At 71.1% G+C, this 19,318-nt stretch carries 22 protein-coding genes and 1 tRNA gene; 17 read left to right on the plus strand and 6 right to left on the minus strand.

All coding sequences use genetic code 11. The annotated features are described in order from the left end of the window. The first annotated feature begins 163 nt into the window (after positions 1-163). From rplU to AB0P25_RS16380, 14 genes are all read left to right on the plus strand, one after another. Positions 164-472 carry a 50S ribosomal protein L21 gene (gene rplU, locus AB0P25_RS16315; protein ID WP_082888862.1) on the plus strand — a complete coding sequence of 103 codons (309 nt, stop codon included), beginning with the start codon at positions 164-166 and terminating at the stop codon, positions 470-472. Positions 473-502: 30 nt separating this feature from the next. After that, positions 503-760: a 50S ribosomal protein L27 gene (gene rpmA, locus AB0P25_RS16320; RefSeq protein ID WP_064108854.1), complete on the plus strand. Its 258-nt coding sequence runs from the start codon at positions 503-505 to the stop codon at positions 758-760. Between the two features lie 80 nt (positions 761-840). After that, positions 841-2,394, plus strand: a complete 1,554-nt coding sequence (gene obgE / locus AB0P25_RS16325; RefSeq protein ID WP_363808720.1) for a GTPase ObgE — start codon at positions 841-843, stop codon at positions 2,392-2,394. Then, positions 2,391-3,233 carry a glutamate 5-kinase gene (proB, locus tag AB0P25_RS16330; protein ID WP_363808723.1) on the plus strand — a complete coding sequence of 281 codons (843 nt, stop codon included), beginning with the start codon at positions 2,391-2,393 and terminating at the stop codon, positions 3,231-3,233. Before obgE ends, proB begins: the two co-directional genes overlap by 4 nt. Positions 3,234-3,242: 9 nt before the next feature. After that, a complete protein-coding gene (locus AB0P25_RS16335; protein WP_363808725.1) occupies positions 3,243-4,520 on the plus strand; it encodes a glutamate-5-semialdehyde dehydrogenase in 1,278 nt (425 codons plus the stop codon). Between the two features lie 72 nt (positions 4,521-4,592). After that, positions 4,593-4,829: a hypothetical protein gene (locus AB0P25_RS16340; protein ID WP_363808727.1), complete on the plus strand. Its 237-nt coding sequence runs from the start codon at positions 4,593-4,595 to the stop codon at positions 4,827-4,829. Positions 4,830-4,857: 28 nt separating this feature from the next. Beyond that, positions 4,858-5,460 carry a nicotinate-nucleotide adenylyltransferase gene (nadD, locus tag AB0P25_RS16345; protein WP_363808730.1) on the plus strand — a complete coding sequence of 201 codons (603 nt, stop codon included), beginning with the start codon at positions 4,858-4,860 and terminating at the stop codon, positions 5,458-5,460. Next, a complete protein-coding gene (locus AB0P25_RS16350; protein WP_363808732.1) occupies positions 5,457-6,845 on the plus strand; it encodes a hypothetical protein in 1,389 nt (462 codons plus the stop codon). The genes nadD and AB0P25_RS16350 overlap by 4 nt, the downstream gene beginning before the upstream one ends. Positions 6,846-6,909: 64 nt before the next feature. Further along, the gene (gene rsfS, locus AB0P25_RS16355) at positions 6,910-7,287 is read left to right on the plus strand and encodes a ribosome silencing factor (RefSeq protein ID WP_363808735.1); all 378 of its coding nucleotides are present in this window, start codon (positions 6,910-6,912) and stop codon (positions 7,285-7,287) included. A 63-nt stretch (positions 7,288-7,350) separates the two neighbouring features. Then, complete coding sequence (locus tag AB0P25_RS16360; RefSeq protein WP_363808737.1) at positions 7,351-7,638, plus strand: zf-TFIIB domain-containing protein; 288 nt, start codon at positions 7,351-7,353, stop codon at positions 7,636-7,638. Between the two features lie 93 nt (positions 7,639-7,731). Beyond that, positions 7,732-7,804 (plus strand) — tRNA-Ala (locus tag AB0P25_RS16365). A gap of 69 nt (positions 7,805-7,873) precedes the next feature. Next, complete coding sequence (locus tag AB0P25_RS16370; RefSeq protein WP_363808739.1) at positions 7,874-8,488, plus strand: GNAT family N-acetyltransferase; 615 nt, start codon at positions 7,874-7,876, stop codon at positions 8,486-8,488. Between the two features lie 230 nt (positions 8,489-8,718). Further along, complete coding sequence (locus AB0P25_RS16375; RefSeq protein ID WP_363808742.1) at positions 8,719-9,354, plus strand: MEDS domain-containing protein; 636 nt, start codon at positions 8,719-8,721, stop codon at positions 9,352-9,354. Continuing rightward, a complete protein-coding gene (locus AB0P25_RS16380) occupies positions 9,344-10,219 on the plus strand; it encodes a helix-turn-helix transcriptional regulator (protein ID WP_363808744.1) in 876 nt (291 codons plus the stop codon). Before AB0P25_RS16375 ends, AB0P25_RS16380 begins: the two co-directional genes overlap by 11 nt. Before the next feature lie 15 nt (positions 10,220-10,234). Here the strand turns inward: AB0P25_RS16380 and AB0P25_RS16385 are convergent, their stop codons facing one another. From AB0P25_RS16385 to AB0P25_RS16395, 3 genes are read right to left on the minus strand one after another with little or no spacing between them, the layout of a single operon-like run. Continuing rightward, the gene (locus AB0P25_RS16385) at positions 10,235-11,272 is read right to left on the minus strand and encodes a thioredoxin (protein WP_363808746.1); all 1,038 of its coding nucleotides are present in this window, start codon (positions 11,270-11,272) and stop codon (positions 10,235-10,237) included. Next, positions 11,262-12,215 carry an alpha/beta hydrolase gene (locus AB0P25_RS16390; protein WP_363808748.1) on the minus strand — a complete coding sequence of 318 codons (954 nt, stop codon included), beginning with the start codon at positions 12,213-12,215 and terminating at the stop codon, positions 11,262-11,264. The genes AB0P25_RS16385 and AB0P25_RS16390 overlap by 11 nt, the downstream gene beginning before the upstream one ends. Further along, a complete protein-coding gene (locus AB0P25_RS16395; RefSeq protein WP_363808751.1) occupies positions 12,212-13,423 on the minus strand; it encodes an epoxide hydrolase family protein in 1,212 nt (403 codons plus the stop codon). Before AB0P25_RS16395 ends, AB0P25_RS16390 begins: the two co-directional genes overlap by 4 nt. A gap of 234 nt (positions 13,424-13,657) precedes the next feature. Here AB0P25_RS16395 and AB0P25_RS16400 point away from each other — a divergent pair, with 234 nt between their 5' ends. Continuing rightward, positions 13,658-14,989, plus strand: a complete 1,332-nt coding sequence (locus AB0P25_RS16400) for an LCP family protein (protein ID WP_363808752.1) — start codon at positions 13,658-13,660, stop codon at positions 14,987-14,989. On the opposite strand, the gene AB0P25_RS16405 is transcribed toward AB0P25_RS16400, so the two are convergent. Both AB0P25_RS16405 and AB0P25_RS16410 read right to left on the minus strand, forming a co-directional pair. After that, positions 14,986-15,192, minus strand: coding sequence for a DUF6186 family protein (locus AB0P25_RS16405; protein ID WP_363808754.1), 207 nt, complete (start codon positions 15,190-15,192; stop codon positions 14,986-14,988). The two genes, AB0P25_RS16400 and AB0P25_RS16405, sit on opposite strands and share 4 nt — an antisense overlap. Next, on the minus strand, positions 15,189-15,827 hold the full coding sequence (locus tag AB0P25_RS16410) for a hypothetical protein (protein WP_363808757.1): 639 nt from the start codon (positions 15,825-15,827) through the stop codon (positions 15,189-15,191). The genes AB0P25_RS16405 and AB0P25_RS16410 overlap by 4 nt, the downstream gene beginning before the upstream one ends. Positions 15,828-15,896: 69 nt before the next feature. On the opposite strand from AB0P25_RS16410, the gene AB0P25_RS16415 reads away from it, so the two are divergent. Then, on the plus strand, positions 15,897-17,294 hold the full coding sequence (locus AB0P25_RS16415; RefSeq protein ID WP_363808759.1) for an MFS transporter: 1,398 nt from the start codon (positions 15,897-15,899) through the stop codon (positions 17,292-17,294). Here the strand turns inward: AB0P25_RS16415 and AB0P25_RS16420 are convergent. Beyond that, complete coding sequence (locus AB0P25_RS16420) at positions 17,276-18,109, minus strand: UbiA family prenyltransferase (RefSeq protein WP_363808761.1); 834 nt, start codon at positions 18,107-18,109, stop codon at positions 17,276-17,278. The two genes, AB0P25_RS16415 and AB0P25_RS16420, sit on opposite strands and share 19 nt — an antisense overlap. A 74-nt stretch (positions 18,110-18,183) precedes the next feature. Between AB0P25_RS16420 and AB0P25_RS16425 the strand changes: the two genes are divergently transcribed. Continuing rightward, entirely contained in the window at positions 18,184-19,197 is a 1,014-nt protein-coding gene (locus tag AB0P25_RS16425) for a LacI family DNA-binding transcriptional regulator (RefSeq protein ID WP_363808763.1), read from the plus strand. Positions 19,198-19,318: the final 121 nt, after the last annotated feature.

The raw sequence follows: 19,318 nt of genomic DNA on the forward strand, positions 1-19,318 counted from the left end.
GGTGTGTGCCGGGTGCTGCTCGGCCGCCAACATGGTTTTCTGAGAGCCGTCGGTCGCAGCACGCGAACGGGCGGACTCGCCAGTGATATCCAACAAAGTAGAAGAGCAGGACCAGGTCCGCGGCTGCGCCGGGAACTGTTCCCCGACGAAAAGGTACTGACAAGTGGTTTACGCAGTTGTGCGCGCCGGTGGCCGGCAGGAGAAGGTCGAGGTCGGCACCATCGTGACGATGGACCGCATCAAGGCCGACGAGAACGGCACGGTCCAGCTCGCGCCCGTGCTGCTGGTCGACGGTGACACGATCACCTCCGACGCCAAGTCGCTCGCGAAGGTCGTCGTGACCGCCGAGGTCCTGGGCGACCTCCGCGGCCCGAAGATCGTCATCCAGAAGTTCAAGAACAAGACCGGCTACAAGAAGCGCCAGGGCCACCGTCAGGAGCTCACGCGCGTCAAGATCACCGGCATCAAGTAGCCGACAGACCGTTCTCGAGGAGAAGAAACCATGGCACACAAAAAGGGAGCGAGCTCCACTCGCAACGGCCGCGACTCCAACGCGCAGCGCCTCGGCGTCAAGCGCTTCGGCGGCCAGACCGTCAACGCGGGTGAGATCCTCGTCCGCCAGCGCGGCACGCACTTCCACCCCGGCGTGAACGTCGGCCGTGGCGGCGACGACACGCTGTTCGCCCTCGCCGCCGGTGCGGTCGAGTTCGGCACCAAGGGCGGCCGCAAGGTCGTCAACATCGTGGAGGCCTCGGCCTGAGCCGTCGCCACCAGCACCACTTCCGGATGGGCGGGCTTCGGCCCGCCCATCCGCCGTTTCACCACACATAGGAGAGCACCATGGCGACGTTCGTCGACCGCGTGACATTGCACTTGCGCGCGGGCAACGGCGGAAACGGGTGCGTCTCGGTCCGCCGCGAGAAGTTCAAGCCCCTGGCCGGCCCCGACGGCGGCAACGGCGGCAACGGCGGAGACATCATCCTCGTCGCCGACCCGCAGGTCACCACCCTGCTCGGCTACCACCGCCACCCGCATCGCGCGAGCGAGAACGGCGGGTTCGGGATGGGCGATCACCGCAGCGGCCACACCGGCGAAGACCTCGAGCTGCCCGTCCCGGTCGGAACCGTCGTCAAGGATGAGGACGGCGTGGAGCTCGCGGACCTCACCGAGCCCGGCATGCGCTTCGTCGCGGCGGCCGGCGGCGTCGGCGGCCTCGGCAACGCGGCTCTGGCGAACCCGAAGCGCAAGGCGCCCGGCTTCGCCCTGCTCGGCACGCCCGGGTGGGAGGGCGACATCCGCCTCGAGCTCAAGACCGTCGCCGACATCGCGCTCGTCGGCTACCCCTCGGCCGGCAAGTCGAGCCTGATCGCCGCGCTCTCCGCGGCCAAGCCGAAGATCGCCGACTACCCGTTCACGACCCTCCACCCGAACCTCGGGGTCGTGCAGGCGGGCGACGTGCGCTACACCGTCGCCGACGTCCCCGGCCTCATCGAGGGCGCGAGCGAGGGACGCGGCCTGGGGCTGGAGTTCCTGCGCCACGTCGAGCGGTGCTCGGCCCTGCTGCATGTGCTCGACTGCGCGACCCTCGAGCCCGGACGCGACCCGCTGAGCGACCTCGACGTCATCCTCGCCGAGCTCGCCGCCTATCCCGTGCCGGAAGGCCAGACGCCGCTCCTGGAGCGCCCGCAGCTGATCGCCCTCAACAAGATCGACGTGCCGGATGCGCGCGAGCTCGCCGAGTTCGTCCGCCCGGAGCTCGAGCAGCGCGGCTACCGCGTGTTCGAGATCTCCACCGTCAGCCACGAGGGCCTGCGCCCCCTGTCGTTCGCGCTGGCCGAGATCGTCGAGAAGGCCCGTACGGAGCAGCTGGAGCTGGAGCAGGCGCGCCCGCGGATCGTCATCCGGCCGAAGGCTGTGGACGACTCCGGCTACGTGGTGAAGGTCGAGGGCGGCACCGATGGCCCCGTCTACCGCATCCTGGGCGCGAAGCCCGAGCGCTGGGTCGCCCAGACCGACTTCGCCAACGACGAGGCCGTCGGCTACCTGGCCGACCGTCTCGCGAAGCTGGGCGTGGAAGACGCGCTGGTGCGCGCCGGCGCGGTCGCCGGGTCCACCGTCGTCATCGGCCGGAACAACGGCGTCGTGTTCGACTGGGAGCCCACGCTCACCTCGACCGCGGAGCTCATCACGGCGCCGCGCGGTACCGACTCGCGCCTGGACACCAACGCCCGGCCGACGCGCAACCAGCGCCGCGAGGACTACTTCGATCGGATGGACGCCAAGGCGGAGGCCCGCGAAGAGCTCCTGCGCGAACGCGAGGCGGGACTCTGGCAGGACGACAGCTACGACGAGAACGCCGTGCCCACGGCGGAGGAGGAGAGCAGCGAGGGATGACGATCGACGACCGCAGCCAGATCCCGACCGCCCGGCGCATCGTCGTCAAGGTGGGCTCGTCGTCCATCAGCGGCGAGAACGCGGGACAGATCGCGCCGCTGGTCGACGCCCTCGCCGAGGCGCACGGTCGTGGCACGCAGGTCATCCTCGTGTCCTCCGGTGCCATCGCGACCGGTATCCCGTACCTGTCGCTCTCGGAGCGTCCCACCGACCTCGCGACGCAGCAGGCCGCGGCGGCGGTCGGCCAGAACGTGCTGATCTACCGCTATCAGGACAGCCTCGACCGCTACGACATCGTGGCGGGCCAGGTGCTGCTGACGGCCGGTGACATGGAGAACCCGACGCACCGGAGCAACGCGAAGCGGGCCATGGAGCGGCTGCTCGACCTCCGCATCCTGCCGATCGTCAACGAGAACGACACGGTGGCGACGCACGAGATCCGGTTCGGCGACAACGACCGGCTGGCGGCTCTCGTCGCGCTGCTGGTCGAGGCGGACCTGCTGGTGCTGCTGTCGGATGTGGACGCCCTGTACACGAAGCCGCCGCACGAGCCCGGCGCCGAGCGCATCGAGCACGTCGGCTGGGACGACGAGCTCGCCGGTGTGGAGATCGGCTCCACCGGTCTCTCCGGCGTCGGCAGCGGGGGAGCGGTGACCAAGGTGTCCGCGGCGCGACAGGCCGCCGAGCGCGGCACGGCCGTCGTCCTGACCGCGACCTCGCTGGTGTCGCAGGCGCTGCGCGGCGAGCAGGTCGGCACCTGGTTCGCGCCTGCGCCGACCGACGCCACCTCGTCCACAGGTTCGTCGCCGGCCGTCACCTCGGACGCCGCTGCGTCTTAGAATCGACGCATGTCCTCGATCACCCAGGCGCCTGCCGCCACGCTGTCGCTGCACGAACGGCTCGCTGCCGCCAAGACCGCGTCGCGCGCGCTGGCCGTGGCCAACACGGAGCAGAAGAACCGCGCGCTGCGGGCGATCGCCGACGGTGTGCTCGCGTCCTCGGCCGAGGTGCTGGCGGCCAACGAGCTCGACCTGGCGAACGGCCGCGAGAACGGCCTGTCGACGGGGCTCCTCGACCGGCTGACGCTGAGCCCGGCGCGCCTGCAGGGTCTCGCCGACGCGGTGCTCGAGGTCGTCGGGCTGACTGACCCCGTCGGCCAGGCGGTGCGCGGCAGCTCGCTGCCGAACGGCGTCAAGATCACGCAGGTGCGTGTGCCGTTCGGCGTCGTCGGCGCGATCTACGAAGCGCGGCCCAACGTGACCATCGACATCGCGGCGCTCGCGATCAAGAGCGGCAATGCGGCGGTGCTCCGCGGCGGGAGTGCCGCCATCGAGACCAACCGCGTGCTGGTGCGGGTGATCCAGCAGGCTCTGGCGTCGGCCGGTCTGCCCGCTGACGCGGTTCAGACCATCGACGACTTCGGCCGAGAGGGCGCCGCCGAGCTGATGACGGCGCGCGGCTTCGTCGACGTGCTCATCCCGCGCGGGAGCGCTGACCTCATCCAGACGGTCGTCACCCAGTCCACGGTCCCGGTCATCGAGACGGGCGCCGGCGTCGTGCACGTGGTGCTCGACGAGTCGGCTCGCGAGGACTGGGCGGTCGACATCGTGCGGAACGCCAAGGTCCAGCGGCCGAGCGTGTGCAACGCGGTCGAGACGCTGCTGGTGCACCGTGCCGCTGCCGACCGGCTGCTGCCGCCGGTGCTCGGCGCACTGCGCGACGCCGGGGTCACCATCCACGCCGACGAGCGGGCGCTGCCGTTCGCTCCGGACGGGGTGCCCGTGACCGACGAGGACTACGCCACCGAGCACATGAGTCTCGACATCTCGGTCAAGGTCGTCGACGACCTCGACGAGGCGATCGACCACATCCGCCGGTACTCGACACAGCACACCGAGTCGATCATCACGAGCGACCTGGAGAACGCCGAGCGCTTCCTCGCCGAGGTCGACTCGGCGGTCGTCATGGTCAACGCCTCGACGCGCTTCACAGACGGCGGCGAGTTCGGCTTCGGCGCCGAGGTCGGCATCTCGACCCAGAAACTGCACGCGCGGGGGCCCATGGGGCTGCCCGAGCTCACCAGCACCAAGTGGATCGTCCGCGGGTCCGGCCAGGTCCGGGCGTAGGCGACCGCTAGACTCATCATCGGGCCGTGAGGTCCGCAGAAAGGGCAGTGCCCTAAGAAAGGACCGAGCACGATGTCATTCCTGACGACCGTCCTCGCCGAGGCCGAGACGCACGTCGAGCTCCCGATGCCGGCCTGGGCGTTCGGCGCCATCGCGATCGTCATCTTCATCGCCCTCGCGTTCGTGATCTGGAGCTTCAGGGACGTCGCCAACCGGCACAGCCACCGCTCCGCTCCGGACGCGGCCGCCCACGCCGGCGCCCCGGGTGCCACGCACCACGGCACCGGCCACCCGACCCAGGGACACTGAGCCGGCCCGGGCGCGGGCTGACCGCGGCATGGAACTGACGCAGACGGGACGGCCGCGGATCGGCGTGATGGGCGGCACCTTCGACCCGATCCACCACGGCCACCTGGTCGCCGCCAGCGAGGTCGCCCAGTCGTTCGACCTGGACGAGGTCATCTTCGTGCCGACCGGGCAGCCCTGGCAGAAGGGTCCGGTCACCCCGGCGGAGCACCGCTACCTGATGACGGTCATCGCCACCGCGTCCAACCCGCGGTTCACCGTCAGCCGCGTCGACATCGACCGCGGCGGCCCCACCTACACGATCGACACGTTGCGCGACCTCCACGAGGAGCGCCCCGACGCCGAGCTCTTCTTCATCACCGGTGCGGACGCGATCGCTCAGATCCTGAGCTGGCGCGACGTGGACGAGCTCTGGGAGCTGGCCCACTTCGTTGCTGTGAGTCGCCCGGGACACGACTTGAGTATTTCTGGATTACCGGAGCAGGACGTAAGCTTATTGGAAGTTCCGGCCCTGGCGATCTCCTCGACCGATTGCAGGAGCCGGGTCAGCAGGGGATTCCCGGTCTGGTACCTGGTGCCGGACGGGGTCGTTCAGTACATCTCCAAGCACCATCTGTATCGGAGCGTGGCATGACATCGTGGCCTGAACAGCCGCCGACGGGCCAGCCGCAGGCGCAGACGCGGCGACAGGCACGGGAGTTCGAGCGCTCGCGTCGCGCGGGCACGGCCGAGCCGACCCCTGCGGGCCAGATCCCGGAGATGACCACGTCCGGGCAGCGTGCGGAGGACCAGGCCGCTGCTGCCGAGACCGCTGGCCCCGAGACCGCTGGCACCGAGACCGCCGCGTCTCAGACCGCCGCGGCTCAGACCGCCGCCGCGGCTCCGGCGGCCGAGCGCCCCGCGATCCCGGCGAGTGCCTTCGCCGAGCCCGGAGTGTCTTCGCCGTCCGGCGACTCCTTCGGTCTGTTCCGCCAGGCGTCCGACCCCTCGCAGCCCGAGCCGGTCACCCAGCCGATGGCGATCCTGCAGCCCGCGAACTCGGCGCCCGCAGCCGCCTCCAGTGCCCCGGTGTCGTCGACGACCACGCCCTCGGCCGGCGATGCGACCCCGGAGCGCACGCTCACGCGGCGCGAACTGCGGGCCATGCTGCAGGCGCAGGAGGCCAACGCTCAGGCAAATCATCCGGCGACCGTCGGCGATCCGGTGTTCCCGGTGACCTTCACGTCCGGCCCCGAATCCGAGGCCGCGAAGGGTGCGGAGGACTCGGCAGCCGCCTCCAGCGCGACCGCCGTTCCGACCGAGGCCGACGCACCGGCCACCAGCGAGAAGTCAGCGTGGCCGTTCGCTCCGCTCACCCCGTCGTCCGCTCCCGGCGCCTCGCGCACCGCCGAGCCCGAGACCACGGTGACCCAGAGCGCCACCTCGCCCTTCGCCGCGTTCGGCGCTCCGTCCGCCCCCAAGGCCGAGACGCCTGCGCCCGCGCCGGCGGCCGCTGTCGCCGCCGAACCGGAGGAGGACACCTCCGCGCAGGAGCGCCGCCCCTTCACCCCGCCGACCGGTCACTGGTCGACCGCGGCCGAACTGGACGACCAGAACCAGCCGATCACGACCCGCAACGTCACCCAGTCCACCGCTGCGACCACGACCAACGCTCTCATCCTGCCGGTCATCCCGCAGCCGGACGTCAGCTCGCCACTCACCCAGACCGGTGAGATCCTGGTCACCGGGTCGATCGACCTTCCGCGCGGCATGGGAGCGACCGGCGCGCACCCCGACCGCATCGACTCCTCCGACATCGACCGCCTGCTCGACGGCGAGGAGAACGAGTTCAACACGTCCGAGGTGCAGCCGGTGCGGGCATCCCGCGCCATCAGCACGCACACCTCGACCCGCGGCGTGATCGCGCCGCCCAAGAAGCGCGGCAACGCCCTCCCGGTCATCCTGATGACCGTCGCTGGCGTCCTCGCCGTCGGCGTCATCGGCCTGCTCGTCGCGGCCTACGTCCTGAAGGTGTTCTGATCATCCGCGCGTCCGCATCCATCTACGCATCACCCTCGCACCGAACGCGACCGGAGGACTCTCTGTGACCGCATCCCAGCACGCCCGGGACATCCTGCAGGTGGCAGCCGCCGCCGCCGACTCGAAGGGCGCGCAGGATCTCGTCGCCCTCGACGTCTCCGGCCCGCTGCCGCTGACCGACGTGTTCCTGCTGGCCAGCGGGCGCGTCGAGCGCAACGTGCTCGCGATCGCCTCGGAGGTCGAGGACAAGCTCAACGAAGCCGGCATCAAGACGCTCCGTCGCGAGGGCAAGGCCGAGGGGCGCTGGGTGCTGCTCGACTTCGGAGACCTGGTCGTGCATGTCTTCCACGAGGAGGACCGCATGTACTACGCGCTGGAGCGACTGTGGAAGGACTGCCCGGTGCTCCCCATCGAGCTCCCGGTCCACGAGGCGGCCGAGTAGGCTCCCAGCCTTCTTGAGGGTTCGCCTGAGAACCCTCTCATGATCGCCCGTTTGGATGGGTGCATGAAGTGTCCCACCGACAACGCGACCCTCGTGATGAGCGAGCGTCACGGCATCGAGATCGACTACTGCCCGGAGTGCCGGGGTGTCTGGCTCGACCGCGGCGAACTGGACAAGATCATCGACCGGGCGGGCGTGCAGCCTGCGCCGGCCGTGGCAGCTCCGCAGGCGTACGCCGAGCCGCAGTACGGCGAGCCGCAGTACCGGGAGCCGCAGTACCGCGAGCCGCAGTACGGCCAGCGCCCCTATAAGAAGAAGCGCGAGAACTGGCTCAGCGAGCTGTTCGACTGAGGCGAGCGGCACTCAGTTTTTTCTGCCGCCCGCGATGTAGTAAGGTTGAGGAGTTGTCCCGGGAGGTCCGAAAGGCCGAACGGAACACACTCTGGGTCTGTGGCGCAGCTGGTAGCGCACCTGCATGGCATGCAGGGGGTCAGGGGTTCGAGTCCCCTCAGATCCACCGAAACCCCCGGTCGTGAGCGGAAACGCTCCGCCCGGGGGTCTTTTCTTTGCCGCTACAGTTCTCCGTATGCAGACCCGCAGCGCCACTCCCGCCGACGCCGACGCCATCACCGCGACGATCGCGCTCGCGTTCCGCGACGACCCGGTCTGGGGTCCCGCGCTCGAGGCGGCCGACGGGAGCAGCGCACACCTGGAGCCGTTCTGGCGGTTCTTCGTCGAGGGAGCCATCCCGCACGGCGCCGTCCGCCTCGCCGACGGTCCGGGTGGCGAGGCGTCGACCGTCGCGATCTTGCTGCCGCCGGACGTGGCCGAGCTGACCGACGAGCAGGAGGCAGGGGTCGACGCCCTCATGCGGCGGACGCTGACGCCCGACCGCTTCGACGCCTACCAGCGCCTGTGGAAGCGGTTCGAGGAGTCGCACCCGCACGACGGGCCCCACATGTACCTGAGCCTGCTGGCGACGCACCCGGACCATCGCGGCCGGGGGATCGGCCAGGAGCTGCTGGCCGAGAGCCTGCGGGCCTTCGACGCGCAGGGCCTTCCGGCCTATCTCGAGTCCACGAACCCCGCCAACGACCACCGCTACGAGCGGGCGGGCTTCCGCCCGGTCGGCGGGTTCCGCTCGGTGATCGACGGGGCGGCCGTCACGACCATGTGGCGTGAGGTGCAGCCCATCGACTAGCCGGATCGGGGTTGAGCACCCGGCAGAGGACTCAGCGCAGCCGGCGCTCCTCCTCCTGCTCCAGGCGCTCCTTCTCGGCGTCCTTCGCCTCCTGCTCCTTCTGGATCTCTTCTTCGCGCGGCGTCTTGTTCGTCATGGTGCGAGCGTAGCCGCCTGGCGTCGGCGGCGGAACGGTCGGTCGGTCGTTGTGCGCGCCACGCGCCCTGCACTACCCTCCCGAAGCGGGGCGGATGACGGACATGGCGGAGAGCGGACGCGCGGCGGACCCCGTGACCTTCGCGGGCGGGGTGCTCGATGAGTACCGGCACGTCTGCGCCTTCGTGCAGGACCGTGCTGAGGCCGACGCGGCGCTGGACCCGTTCGTCCGGGACGGCCTCGATCGCGGCGACCGGCTCGTGTACCTGGTCGACAGCGCCACGCCCGCGGCGCCTCTCACGCGACTGCGGCGGCTCGGCTACGACGCGCCCGCGCTCCTCGCCGACGGCCGGGCGGAGGTGCGAACGTGGGCGGAGACCTACCTGCGCACCGGGGGCTTCGACCCCGACGACATGCTCGGCCAGCTCGACGAGCTCCTGGGGTCGGCGCCCGAGCCGCGCATCCGGCTGGTCGCCGACATGGGGTGGGCTGCCGGGGACAGGAACACCGCCGATGAGTTGATCGAGTTCGAGGCGCGCGCGAACTTCCTGCACGCCCGCCATCGTCACGTCGTCATCTGCGCGTACGACACCTCGCGTTTCGACGGCGCCTTCATCATCGACATCCTCCGCACGCACCCGATGGTGCTGATCGGCGGCATCCTGCAGGAGAACCCCTTCTTCGTGCCGCCGGAGGAGTTCCTGGGGGAGCGGGGCGGCTATGGACGCTGAGGACCGCACCTGGATGCGCGACCTCGGCGCGCTGCTGGCGCTGCCCTCGCTCTGGGTCGACCACACCCCCACGGAGATCGCCGACGGGCTGCTCAGCGTGCTCGTCGGCATGCTGCGGCTGGACGCGGCGTTCGCCCGGTTCGCCGGACCCGACGGGGAGGCACTGGAGGCGTGGCGGCCGTCGGGGCCTGCCGCTCGGCTGCGCCTGCTGGCCGCGATCGACGGCCACGCACCCCAGAGCCCGGGACGCCGTCCGGGCGTGACCGCGGGGGCGCTCCGGTCGCACGACGACGACGCGGACGGCATCGCGAAGGTGGCCACCCTCGACCTGACATTGCCCTGGGGCACCGGCGTCGTGGCGGTGTCCGCCCCGCGGTCGGACTTCCCGACCGAGCGGGAGACGCACCTGTTACGCGTCGCGGTGGGTCAGGCCGCGATCGCGCTGCACACCGCGCGGCGGATCGCGCGGGAGCAGGCGGCGCGGCGGGACGCCGAGCAGGAGGTGGAGCGACGCGACCGGATGCTGCGATCGCTGATCGACGACCTGTCGCCGGCCGTGTCGGCGGTGTCCCGGCGGCTGCAGCAGGCGTCCCGCGAGGCCGAGGGGCCGGCGCCGACGTCGGTGCTCACCCCGCCGGCGCCCACGGCGGCTGCCGCCGACGCACCGCTCACCGCCTCCCTCACGCGCCGCGAGCTCGAAGTGCTCGGCCTTCTCGCACAGGGCCTGTCGAACAAGGAGATGGCGGCGCTGCTCTGGCTGAGCGATCGCACCATCGAGCGTCACATCACCAGCCTGTACCGCAAGATCGGCGTGGCCCGGCGGAGCGAGGCGACCGCCTACGCCGTCCGCCACGGGATCGCGTGAGCGCGCCGGCCGTCCTCACCCGAAGGTGAAGCAGTACGCCTCCGCGCCGGGCGCGTCGAAGCGCAGCTCGAGGACCCGCTGCCGGATCGGCCCGCTCTGGCGGACCAGCTGGAATGTGTCCTGCCGGTCGAGCACCCCGCGGCCGTCCGCGTCCACGTCGGTGCCGTGGGCGTCGCCCGGCGGCTCGCCGTCGAGCAGCACCCGGAACGGGATGCTCGCGCCCTCCGGCGTCGGACCCATGACGAGGTTCGCATCCCGGGCCTGGAAGGCGAAGGCCACCGCGCCTCCCACCTCGTCGAGCACGGCGGCGTGCCGTGCGTGCGTCCACCGGCCGTCCAGCGTCCACGCGTTCAGCGGCAGGTGGCGGTCGGCCCTGTACCGCTCGGGCCGGTCGTAGCGGTCGGCCGACTCGTCGACGAAACCGCTGCTCTGCGCGTAGCCGAGGTACGTTTCGGGTGAGCGGAGGTCGCGCCAGTCCGCGGCGACCTCGAGACCGACCGGGTCGACCATCACCAGATCCGGATCGACGTCCTGCGCCCCCGTATCCTTCAGCAGCCGCTGGATCATCATCTCGGTGCGCGCGTACTCGCCCTCGCCGAAGTGGTGGTAGCGGAGGCGGCCGTGGGCGTCGGCGAGGTAGACGGCCGGCCAGTAGTGGTTCGCGAAGTCGCCCCACACGCCGTACTCGTCGTCCACGGCGACCGGGTAGCGGACCCCGAGTGCCGCGGTTCGGTCGACCACGTTGCGGCGGTCGTGCTCGAAGCCGAACTCGGGGGTGTGCACGCCGACGATGGTGAGTCCGGCGTCCGTGTACTTCTCGTGCCAGGCGCGGAGGTACGGGAGGGTGCGCAGCCAGTTGACGCAGGTGTAGGTCCAGAAGTCGACGAGTACGACGCGTCCGCGCAGTCCCTCCGGGGTCAGCGGCTCGCTGTTCAGCCACCCGGTCGCCCGGGCGAACGACGGGAGTCGGCCCTCGTCGGGCAGCTCCTCCTCGTCGCCGGCGAGCCGGTGCGCGATCGAACGGAACAGTCCGCGCGAGCGGTCATCGGACACCGGACGCCTCCTCCGATCCGCGGGCGACGATCCCGGCCATGCGGGCGGTGTCGATCACGGCGGCGGCGAACGCCTGGGGCGCCTCCTGCGCGAGGTTGTGACCGACGCCGCCGCCGATGGTCCGGTGTTCATAGGGCCCGGTGAACCGGTCGCGGTACGCGGCGGGCTCGAGGTGGAACGCGCCGTTGGCGTCGCCCTCGAGGGTGATCGCGGGCACGCCGATGGTCGGGCGGCCGGCGAGCCGTTCCTCCACGTCGTCGAACCGCGGGTCTCCGGGCGCGAGGCCGAGCCGCCAGCGGTAGTTGTGGATGACGATGTCGACATGGTCCGGGTTGGCGAACGCGGGACGGCTGCGCTCGAAGTCCGCGTCGGTGAAGGCCCACTGCGGCGACGCCGTGCGCCAGATCAGGCGCGCGAAGTCGTCGCGGTACCGGTCGTAGCCCTCGCGTCCCCGCTCGGTGGCGAAGTAGTACTGGTACCACCACGCCAGCTCGCTCGCCGGCGGCAGCGGATGCGCGTTCGCCGCCTGCCCGGCGACGAGGTAGCCGCTCGCCGTGACCTGCCCGAGGACGCGCTCCGGCCACAAAGAGGCCAGCACGTTGGTCGTCCGGGCGCCCCAGTCGCAGCCGCCGACGACCGCCGCGTCGATGCCGAGGGCGTCGAGCAGGGTGAGCGCGTCGTCCGCGAGTGCGGCCGGCTGGCCGGTGCGGAGCGCGCCCGGGTCGCGGAACGTGGTCGTCCCGTACCCGCGGAGGAACGGCACGATCACGCGGAACCCCGCATCGACGAGCAGCGGGACGACGTCGTCGTAGCAGTGGAGATCGTACGGCCAGCCGTGCAGCAGCAGCACCGGGGGCGCGTCCGCTGCTCCTGCATCCACGTAGCCGACGTTCAGCCCACCGGCGTCGAGCTGCCGCACCGGCCGCGGATCCGGCCCGGTCACCGCAGCGACCGGAACGTCGCACGGACCTCCTGCGAGAACAGTTCGGGCTGCTCCCAGGCGGCGAAGTGGCCACCGCGATCGAGGCGGTTGAAGTGGATGAGATGCGGGTACGCCGCCGTCGCCCACGTCCGCGGGGCGGCGTAGATCTCGTCCGGGAAGACGCTCACGCCGGTGGGCAGCGGAACGCCCTTCGGGGCGAAGAAGGCAAGCTTGCTCTCCCAGTACAGCCGGGCGGACGAGACGGCGGTGTTCGTGAGCCAGTACAGCGTCACGTTGTCGAGCACGTCGTCGCGGCTCAGCTCCTCCGAGCCGCCCTGGAAGACGCGGGCGATCAGGTCGTAGCTGCGCGCGTCGTGGTCGAGCATCCACGCCGCCAGGCCGATGGGGGAGTCGGCGAGCGCGTACAGCGTCTGCGGCTTGTTGCCCATCTCCTGCGCGTAGGCGAGACCGTGCGCGTAGAAGAACGCGAGCTGGTCCCACGCGCCCCGCTCCTCGTCGTCGAGGTCGGCCGGCGGGTCCTGGTGGGCGTCGAGCGCGGCCTGGATGGCGTCGGGGACGGTGGCCGGCATGTTCGTGTGGATGCCGATGAGTCCGGGAGGCTGCAGTAGCGCCAGCTGCTCGGTGACGGCGTTGCCCCAGTCGCCGCCCTGGGCGACGTACCGGTCGTAGCCCAGCCGCTCCATGAGCTGCGCCCAGGCCTTCGCGATCCGGATGGGGTCCCATCCCGTCTCATCCGGCTTGCCGGAGAACCCGTGGCCGGGGAGCGACGGGATGACGAGGTGGAACGCGTCGGACGCGTCGGCGCCGTGCGCGGTGGGGTCGGTCAGCGGCCCGACGATCTTCAGCTGCTCGATGATGGAGCCCGGCCAGCCATGCGTGACGATCATCGGCAGCGCGTCGGCGTGCGGGGAGCGGACGTGGATGAAGTGGATGTCGAGTCCGTCGATCTCGGTGACGAACTGGTCCAGCCCGGCGAGCCGCGCCTCCACCGCCCGCCAGTCGTAGTCGTTCGCCCAGTAGTCGGCGAGGGCGCGCATCACGTCGAGCCGGACGCCCTGCGAGGTGTCGTCCACGGTCTCGCGCTCCGGCCACCGGGTGGCGAGGATGCGGCGTCTGAGGTCGGCGAGCTCGTCGTCGGACGCGGTGTAGTGGAAGGGGCGGATCTCGGGTGCGGCGCTCCCGGTCCGACGCGGTTCGGTGACGGTCATGGGGTCCTCCTGCGGGTGTCGCGGCGGCCGAGCGGCCCCCGCATGACGAGGGTGCGCGCGGCGGGCGGCCGCCGGCATCCGGAAGACCCCGCGACGACGGGGGAGTCGGTGAGCCGAATTGGGGGAAATCCCGTACCCGGGTGAGAACGGTCACACCCACGCCGCGCCCTTCGCAGCGGAGGGAAAGGCTTCGCGGCTAGGATCGCGTCAACGACCGACGACCGAGGGAAGCCGATGACCGATCTGCCGCGACGCCACCAGCGCGCCCGCGGACCGGAGGGCGTCCGGCACGGCCGCCTGCCCCGGCGGCGAGGAGCCGTGGCCGCCCTCAAGCTGCTCGCCGCGGTCGTGGTGGTGGTCTTCGTGAGCGTCGGGTCCGTCGCGGCGTACGCCGTGTGGGATGTGGCGCGGTCGATCAAGACCGGCGTCCACCTGCAGGCGGCGCCCGGCCAGTCGGCGATCCCGCAGGACATCCCGAACGTCTCGGCGATGCCGGGCGGCATCAATCTGCTCCTCGCCGGGACCGACAGCCGCAGCGACCTCGGCGGCATCTACAACAGCGCGGAGGAGCAGGACGCCAGCAGCGGCGCCGGCAACAACGACGTCACGATGCTGCTGCACATCGCCCAGGACCACAAGAGCATGATGGTTGTCAGCTTCCCGCGCGACCTCATGGTGGCCATCCCGGACTGCCCGGATCCGAACGGCTCGGGGACGATCGACGGCACCTCGTACGCGCAGTTCAACACCGCCCTGTCGCGGGGCGGCCTGAACTGCGTGGTGGCGACCGTGTCCAAGATGACCGGCCTGACCATCCCGTTCGCGGCGACCATCAACTTCAACGGCGTGAGCGCGATGTCGAACGCCGTCGGGGGCGTCACGGTCTGCCTCGCGAGCCCGGTCACCGACGACTACACGAACCCGCCGCTCGACCTGCCGGCCGGAGAGAACACGATCGTCGGGGATATGGCGCTCTCGTTCCTGCGCAGCCGCCACGGCGTCGGCGACGGCAGCGACCTCGGCCGCATCTCCAACCAGCAGGTGTTCCTGTCGGCGCTCGCGCGCAAGATCGTCAGCGGCGGGGTGCTGTCGAACCCCGTGCAGCTCTACTCTCTCGCGAAGGCGGCGGTGGACAACATCACGCCGTCGGAGAGCTTGACCAACCCGACCACCCTGGTGCAGATCGCCCTCGCGCTGAAGGACACCGGGCTCGACAACATGGTGTTCGTCCAGTACCCCGCGGTCACCGATCCCGACAACCCGAACCGCGTCGTCCCCGACGACCAGGCCGCGAGCGCGCTCGACGAGGCGCTGGTGAACGACCAGCCGGTGAAGCTCACCGGGTCCACCGGCCGCGCGGCGGAGGACCCGACGGCCACGGCATCGCCCGGGCCCGACGCCGGCGCCGGCGGCGAGCCGTCCCCGGTGACGCCGACCACGCCGGCTGCCCCCGCGCCGGACGCCGGTGCGACGCCGGCTCCGACCGGCACGGGATCGGTCGACCTGCCGTCGACGATCACCGGCCAGACCGCCGCGCAGCAGACCTGCACCAAGGGCAACAACTAGGGCTGAGGCGGCACGACGAGGAAGTGCCACCCGATCCACCACCAGAACAGCACGATGGTGAACCGCGCGGCACGGTCGGTCATGACGAGGTCGAGGACGGTGCTGAGCCGCGCCACCGTACGGGGCGCGATCCGCGCCTGGACAACGAGCGCCGCGAGCAGCAGGCCGCAGACGACGAAGCCGGCGGTCGTGACCTCCCTCATGGTCTCCGCCCCCTCCGAACGAGCGCATAGCCGCCGAGCAGCCACAGGGCGACGAGGACACCGCGGGCCGGCTGCCAGGCCAGCACCGGGTCGAGCAGGTCCGAGAGCGCGGGGAAGTCCTGCTCGTGTCCCGGAAGGTCGCGGCCCAGGAAGAAGGCGGCGATCTCCCAGAGGCATCCGGCGGCGATCACGGCCGACCACAGGATCGCCGCCCGGCGGAGCGCATGCGTCGCGGACAGCGGCGCGGCATCCACTGCGGGAGCGCGGCCCGCCCACACCACCGGAAGGAGCACGACGCCCAGCCCCACGACGATCGCCGTGTCGGCGGGCCCGTAGAGCGGTGTGACCGCGACCGTCAGTGCAGCCACGGCGATGAGCACCCCTGCCACGATCCGCCGCGACAGGGTTTCGCGGTCCGTCCGGAGACGCAGCGGGATGCGCAGCCAGCCGAACTGGTCGAGCAGCAGCACCGCGGCGCCGAGCCCGTAGATCCAGGCGTCGACCGGCGCTCCGCGCACCACGTGGAAGACGGCGGTCACGACGAGCACGGCGACCCACGCCAGGCGCGTCAGCACGAGGACCCGAGCCGAAGGGGCCGCCCGCCCGGCCGGGAGGGTGCGTTCCCGCTCAGCCATGCGCGAACTCTACGCCGCACCATCCCGATCCGCTTGCCACAGCGGCGTGGAAGAACGTTGAATGAGCCCATGGCCACAACGCGGATCGAACCGATGACGTCCCTTCAACTCCGGGTGCTCGTCATCGCGATCCTGTCGAGCTTCGTCGCCTTCCTGGACGGCGCCGTCATCAACGTGGCGCTCCCGGCGATCTCCAAGGAGCTGGGCGGTGGGCTGCAGTTGCAGCAGTGGGTGGTGGACGCGTACCTCGTCACCCTCGGGTCGCTCATCCTGATCGCGGGGTCGCTGTCCGACGTCTTCGGTCGCAAGCGGGTGCTGTACGCGGGGCTGATCGGGTTCGGCGTGACGTCGCTCCTGTGCGCCTTCGCGCCGAGCGGCGTCTTCCTGGTGCTCGCGCGGGCGCTGCAGGGTGTCGCGGGCGCCCTGCTGGTGCCCTCGTCGTTGGCGATCATCATCTCCCGCTTCGAGGGTCCGGCGCAGGCGAAGGCCATCGGGCGGTGGACGGCGTGGACCGGCATCGCGATGATCGCGGGTCCCGTGGTCGGCGGCCTGTTCGTCGACACGCTCGGCTGGCGGTGGGTGTTCGTGATCAACGTCGTCCCGATCGCCGTCACCCTGCTGCTCCTGAGGACGGTGCATGTTGCCGATCACGGCATGGGCGGCCGCGTCGACATCGCGGGGGCGATCCTTGGCTCGGTCGGCCTCGCGGGCACCGTCTTCGCCCTGATCGAGCAGGGGACCTTCGGCTGGGCGAGCCCGCGGGTCTGGATCCCGCTCGTCGTCGGCCTGCTCAGCCTGGCTGCGTTCTTCGTCGTGGAGACGCGGGTGAAGCAGCCGATGCTGCCGCTCGGGCTGTTCCGGGTCCACAACTTCTGGGTGGGCAACATCGCGACCTTCTTCGTCTACGGGGCGCTCTCGTTCGGCCCTCTGGTCGTCACGCTGTTCCTGCAGCAGGTCGCCGGGTTCTCCGCGATCGCGGCGGGCTTCGTGTTCATCCCGTCGACGCTGTGCATGCTGCTGCTCTCCGGCTTCTTCGGCGGGCTCGCCGGCCGGTACGGTCCGCGCCTCTTCATGGCGGTCGGTCCGGTCATCGCCGCCGGCGGCTTCCTCTGGCTGATGACCATGGGCACCGACGTGAACTACTGGACGACCCTGCTGCCCGCGGTCCTGCTCTTCGGCGTCGGGCTCGCCATCACCGTCGCGCCGCTGACGAGCGCGATCCTCGGGGCGATCCATCCGGAGCAGGCGGGCATCGCGTCCGCGGTCAACAACGCCGTGTCGCGCATCGCGGGCCTGCTGGCGATCGCGGCGATCGGGATGATCGTCGGCGGCACGCTGAACGAGGCGGGTCTCCACCGCGCGATGCTGGCGGGCGCGCTGCTGCTGCTCGTCGGCGGGGTGGTGTCGGCGATCGGCATCCGGAACGGCGTGCCGGCGGCCGAGAAGGTTCAGACCGTCACGGACTGACCGGCGAGCGCCAGCATCACCACGTCGACGATGGCGCAGGTCATGATGAGCTGCATCAGCAGGCGCGTGGGGCTCCGGCGCAGGAGGAGCACGACCCCCGTGAGCGCGGCCGCGAGCCCGATCACAAGTCCCACGAGCAGGACCGGCCGCACCGGGAGGCCAGGCCCGAACGTGATCAAGAGGGTGGCGAGGGCGAGCGCGGAGAACGCGAGCAGCCCGCTCGGCCGGGCGCCGAGACGATGGGGGAGGCCGCGGATGCCGGTGCGCGCGTCGTCCTCGAGGTCGGGCAGCACGTTGGTGACGTGCGCGGCGACGCCCAGCAGAGCGCCCGCGGCGTAGACCCACCACTGCGGCCACGCCGGCTGCTCCTGGCCGAGGGTCGCGATGGCCGGGAGCAGGCCGAAGGCGACGGCGAACGGGACCCACGAGTACGCGGTCGACTTGAGGCCCAGGTTGTACGCCCAGCCGCTCGCGATGGCGATCGCGTGCACCACCAGGGCGCCGATCCCGAGCGGAAGGGTGAGGGCCAGCGCGACGGCCAGCGCGACGAACGCGGCGGCGCGGACGGTCCCGACGGAGACGTCGCCGCGGGCGGCGGGCTTGTCGGTGCGCTCCACGGCACGATCGCGGGCGGCATCCAGCCAGTCGTTGCTCCACCCGATCGAGAGCTGCCCGAACAGGATGGCGAGCGCGAGCAGCACGAGCCGGGCCGGCGGATAGCCGAGGCCGATCCCGAGGCCGACAGCGATCACCGTCACGACGACGGTGGGACCGGGATGGCTGGCGAGGAGGAGGGAGACCACCTTCTTCGCCATGGTGGTCATCGTAGCCCTCGGGTGCCTTGCAAGAGACTTGCGCGAATATGCAACCTCTTGCGTACACTATGGCCATGTCGAAACGTCTCGCCGAGGTGGCGCGCAAGGTCGGTGTGAGCGAGGCCACCGTCAGCCGGGTGCTCAACGACAAGCCCGGCGTCTCGGACGCCACCCGCCAGGCGGTGCTCACCGCGCTCGATGTGCTCGGGTACGAGCGTCCCACCAAGCTCCGGGGCGAGCGGGCGCGGCTGGTCGGGCTCGTGCTGCCCGAGCTGCAGAATCCGATCTTCCCCGCCTTCGCCGAGATCATCGGCGGTGCGCTCGCGCAGAACGGGTACACGCCGGTGCTCTGCATGCAGACCGCGGGCGGCATCTCCGAGGCCGACTACGTCGAGCTTCTGCTGCAGCAGCAGGTCTCCGGCGTCGTGTTCGTCGGCGGCGCGTACGCGCAGCAGGATGCCGACCACGCCCACTACGGCCGGCTGACCGACCTCAACCTGCCGACCGTGCTCGTCAATGCACCGGTGGACGACCTCCATTTCGCCACGGTCTCCTGCGATGACACGGTCGCTACGGGCCAGGCGCTGACCCACCTGCGCTCCCTGGGGCACGAGCGGATCGGGCTGCTGCTCGGCCCCCGCGACCACGTCCCGTCGCAGCGGAAGCTCGCGGCCGCACGCCGCCTGGCCGAGGGATGGGGTGTCCCGTTCGACGAGTCGCTGGTGGTGCACTCCCTCTACTCGCTCGAGGCCGGGCAGGCGGCGGCGACCCGGCTGCTCGCCCAGGGCGTCACCGCCATCCTGTGCGCGTCCGATCCGATGGCGCTCGGTGCGATCCGGGCGGCGCGGCGGTCCGGTCTGTCGGTGCCCCGGGACGTCTCGATCGTCGGGTACGACGACTCGGCGCTGATGAACTCCACCGAGCCGCCGCTGACAACGATCCGCCAGCCGATCGAGCCGATGGGGCGCACCGTGATCGAGCTGCTGCTGCGGCAGATCTCCAGCGATTCGGCGATCCGGGACGAGCTCTTCTTCGAGCCGGAGCTCGTCGTGCGGGGGTCCACGGGGCCCGCTCCGCATCCCGCTTGACGCGCAAGCACGCGCAAAAGTACGCAAGCTGATTGCGTTTTGTTTAGTTCTTGCGTCATTCCGTCGCACTAGCTACATTTCGGTAGCGACGACGGCGCCGGACGGTCCGTCGTGACAGACG

Origin of the sequence: Leifsonia sp. NPDC077715 (assembly GCF_040686855.1) — a bacterium.
In the GTDB taxonomy this organism is placed as follows: domain Bacteria; phylum Actinomycetota; class Actinomycetes; order Actinomycetales; family Microbacteriaceae; genus Leifsonia.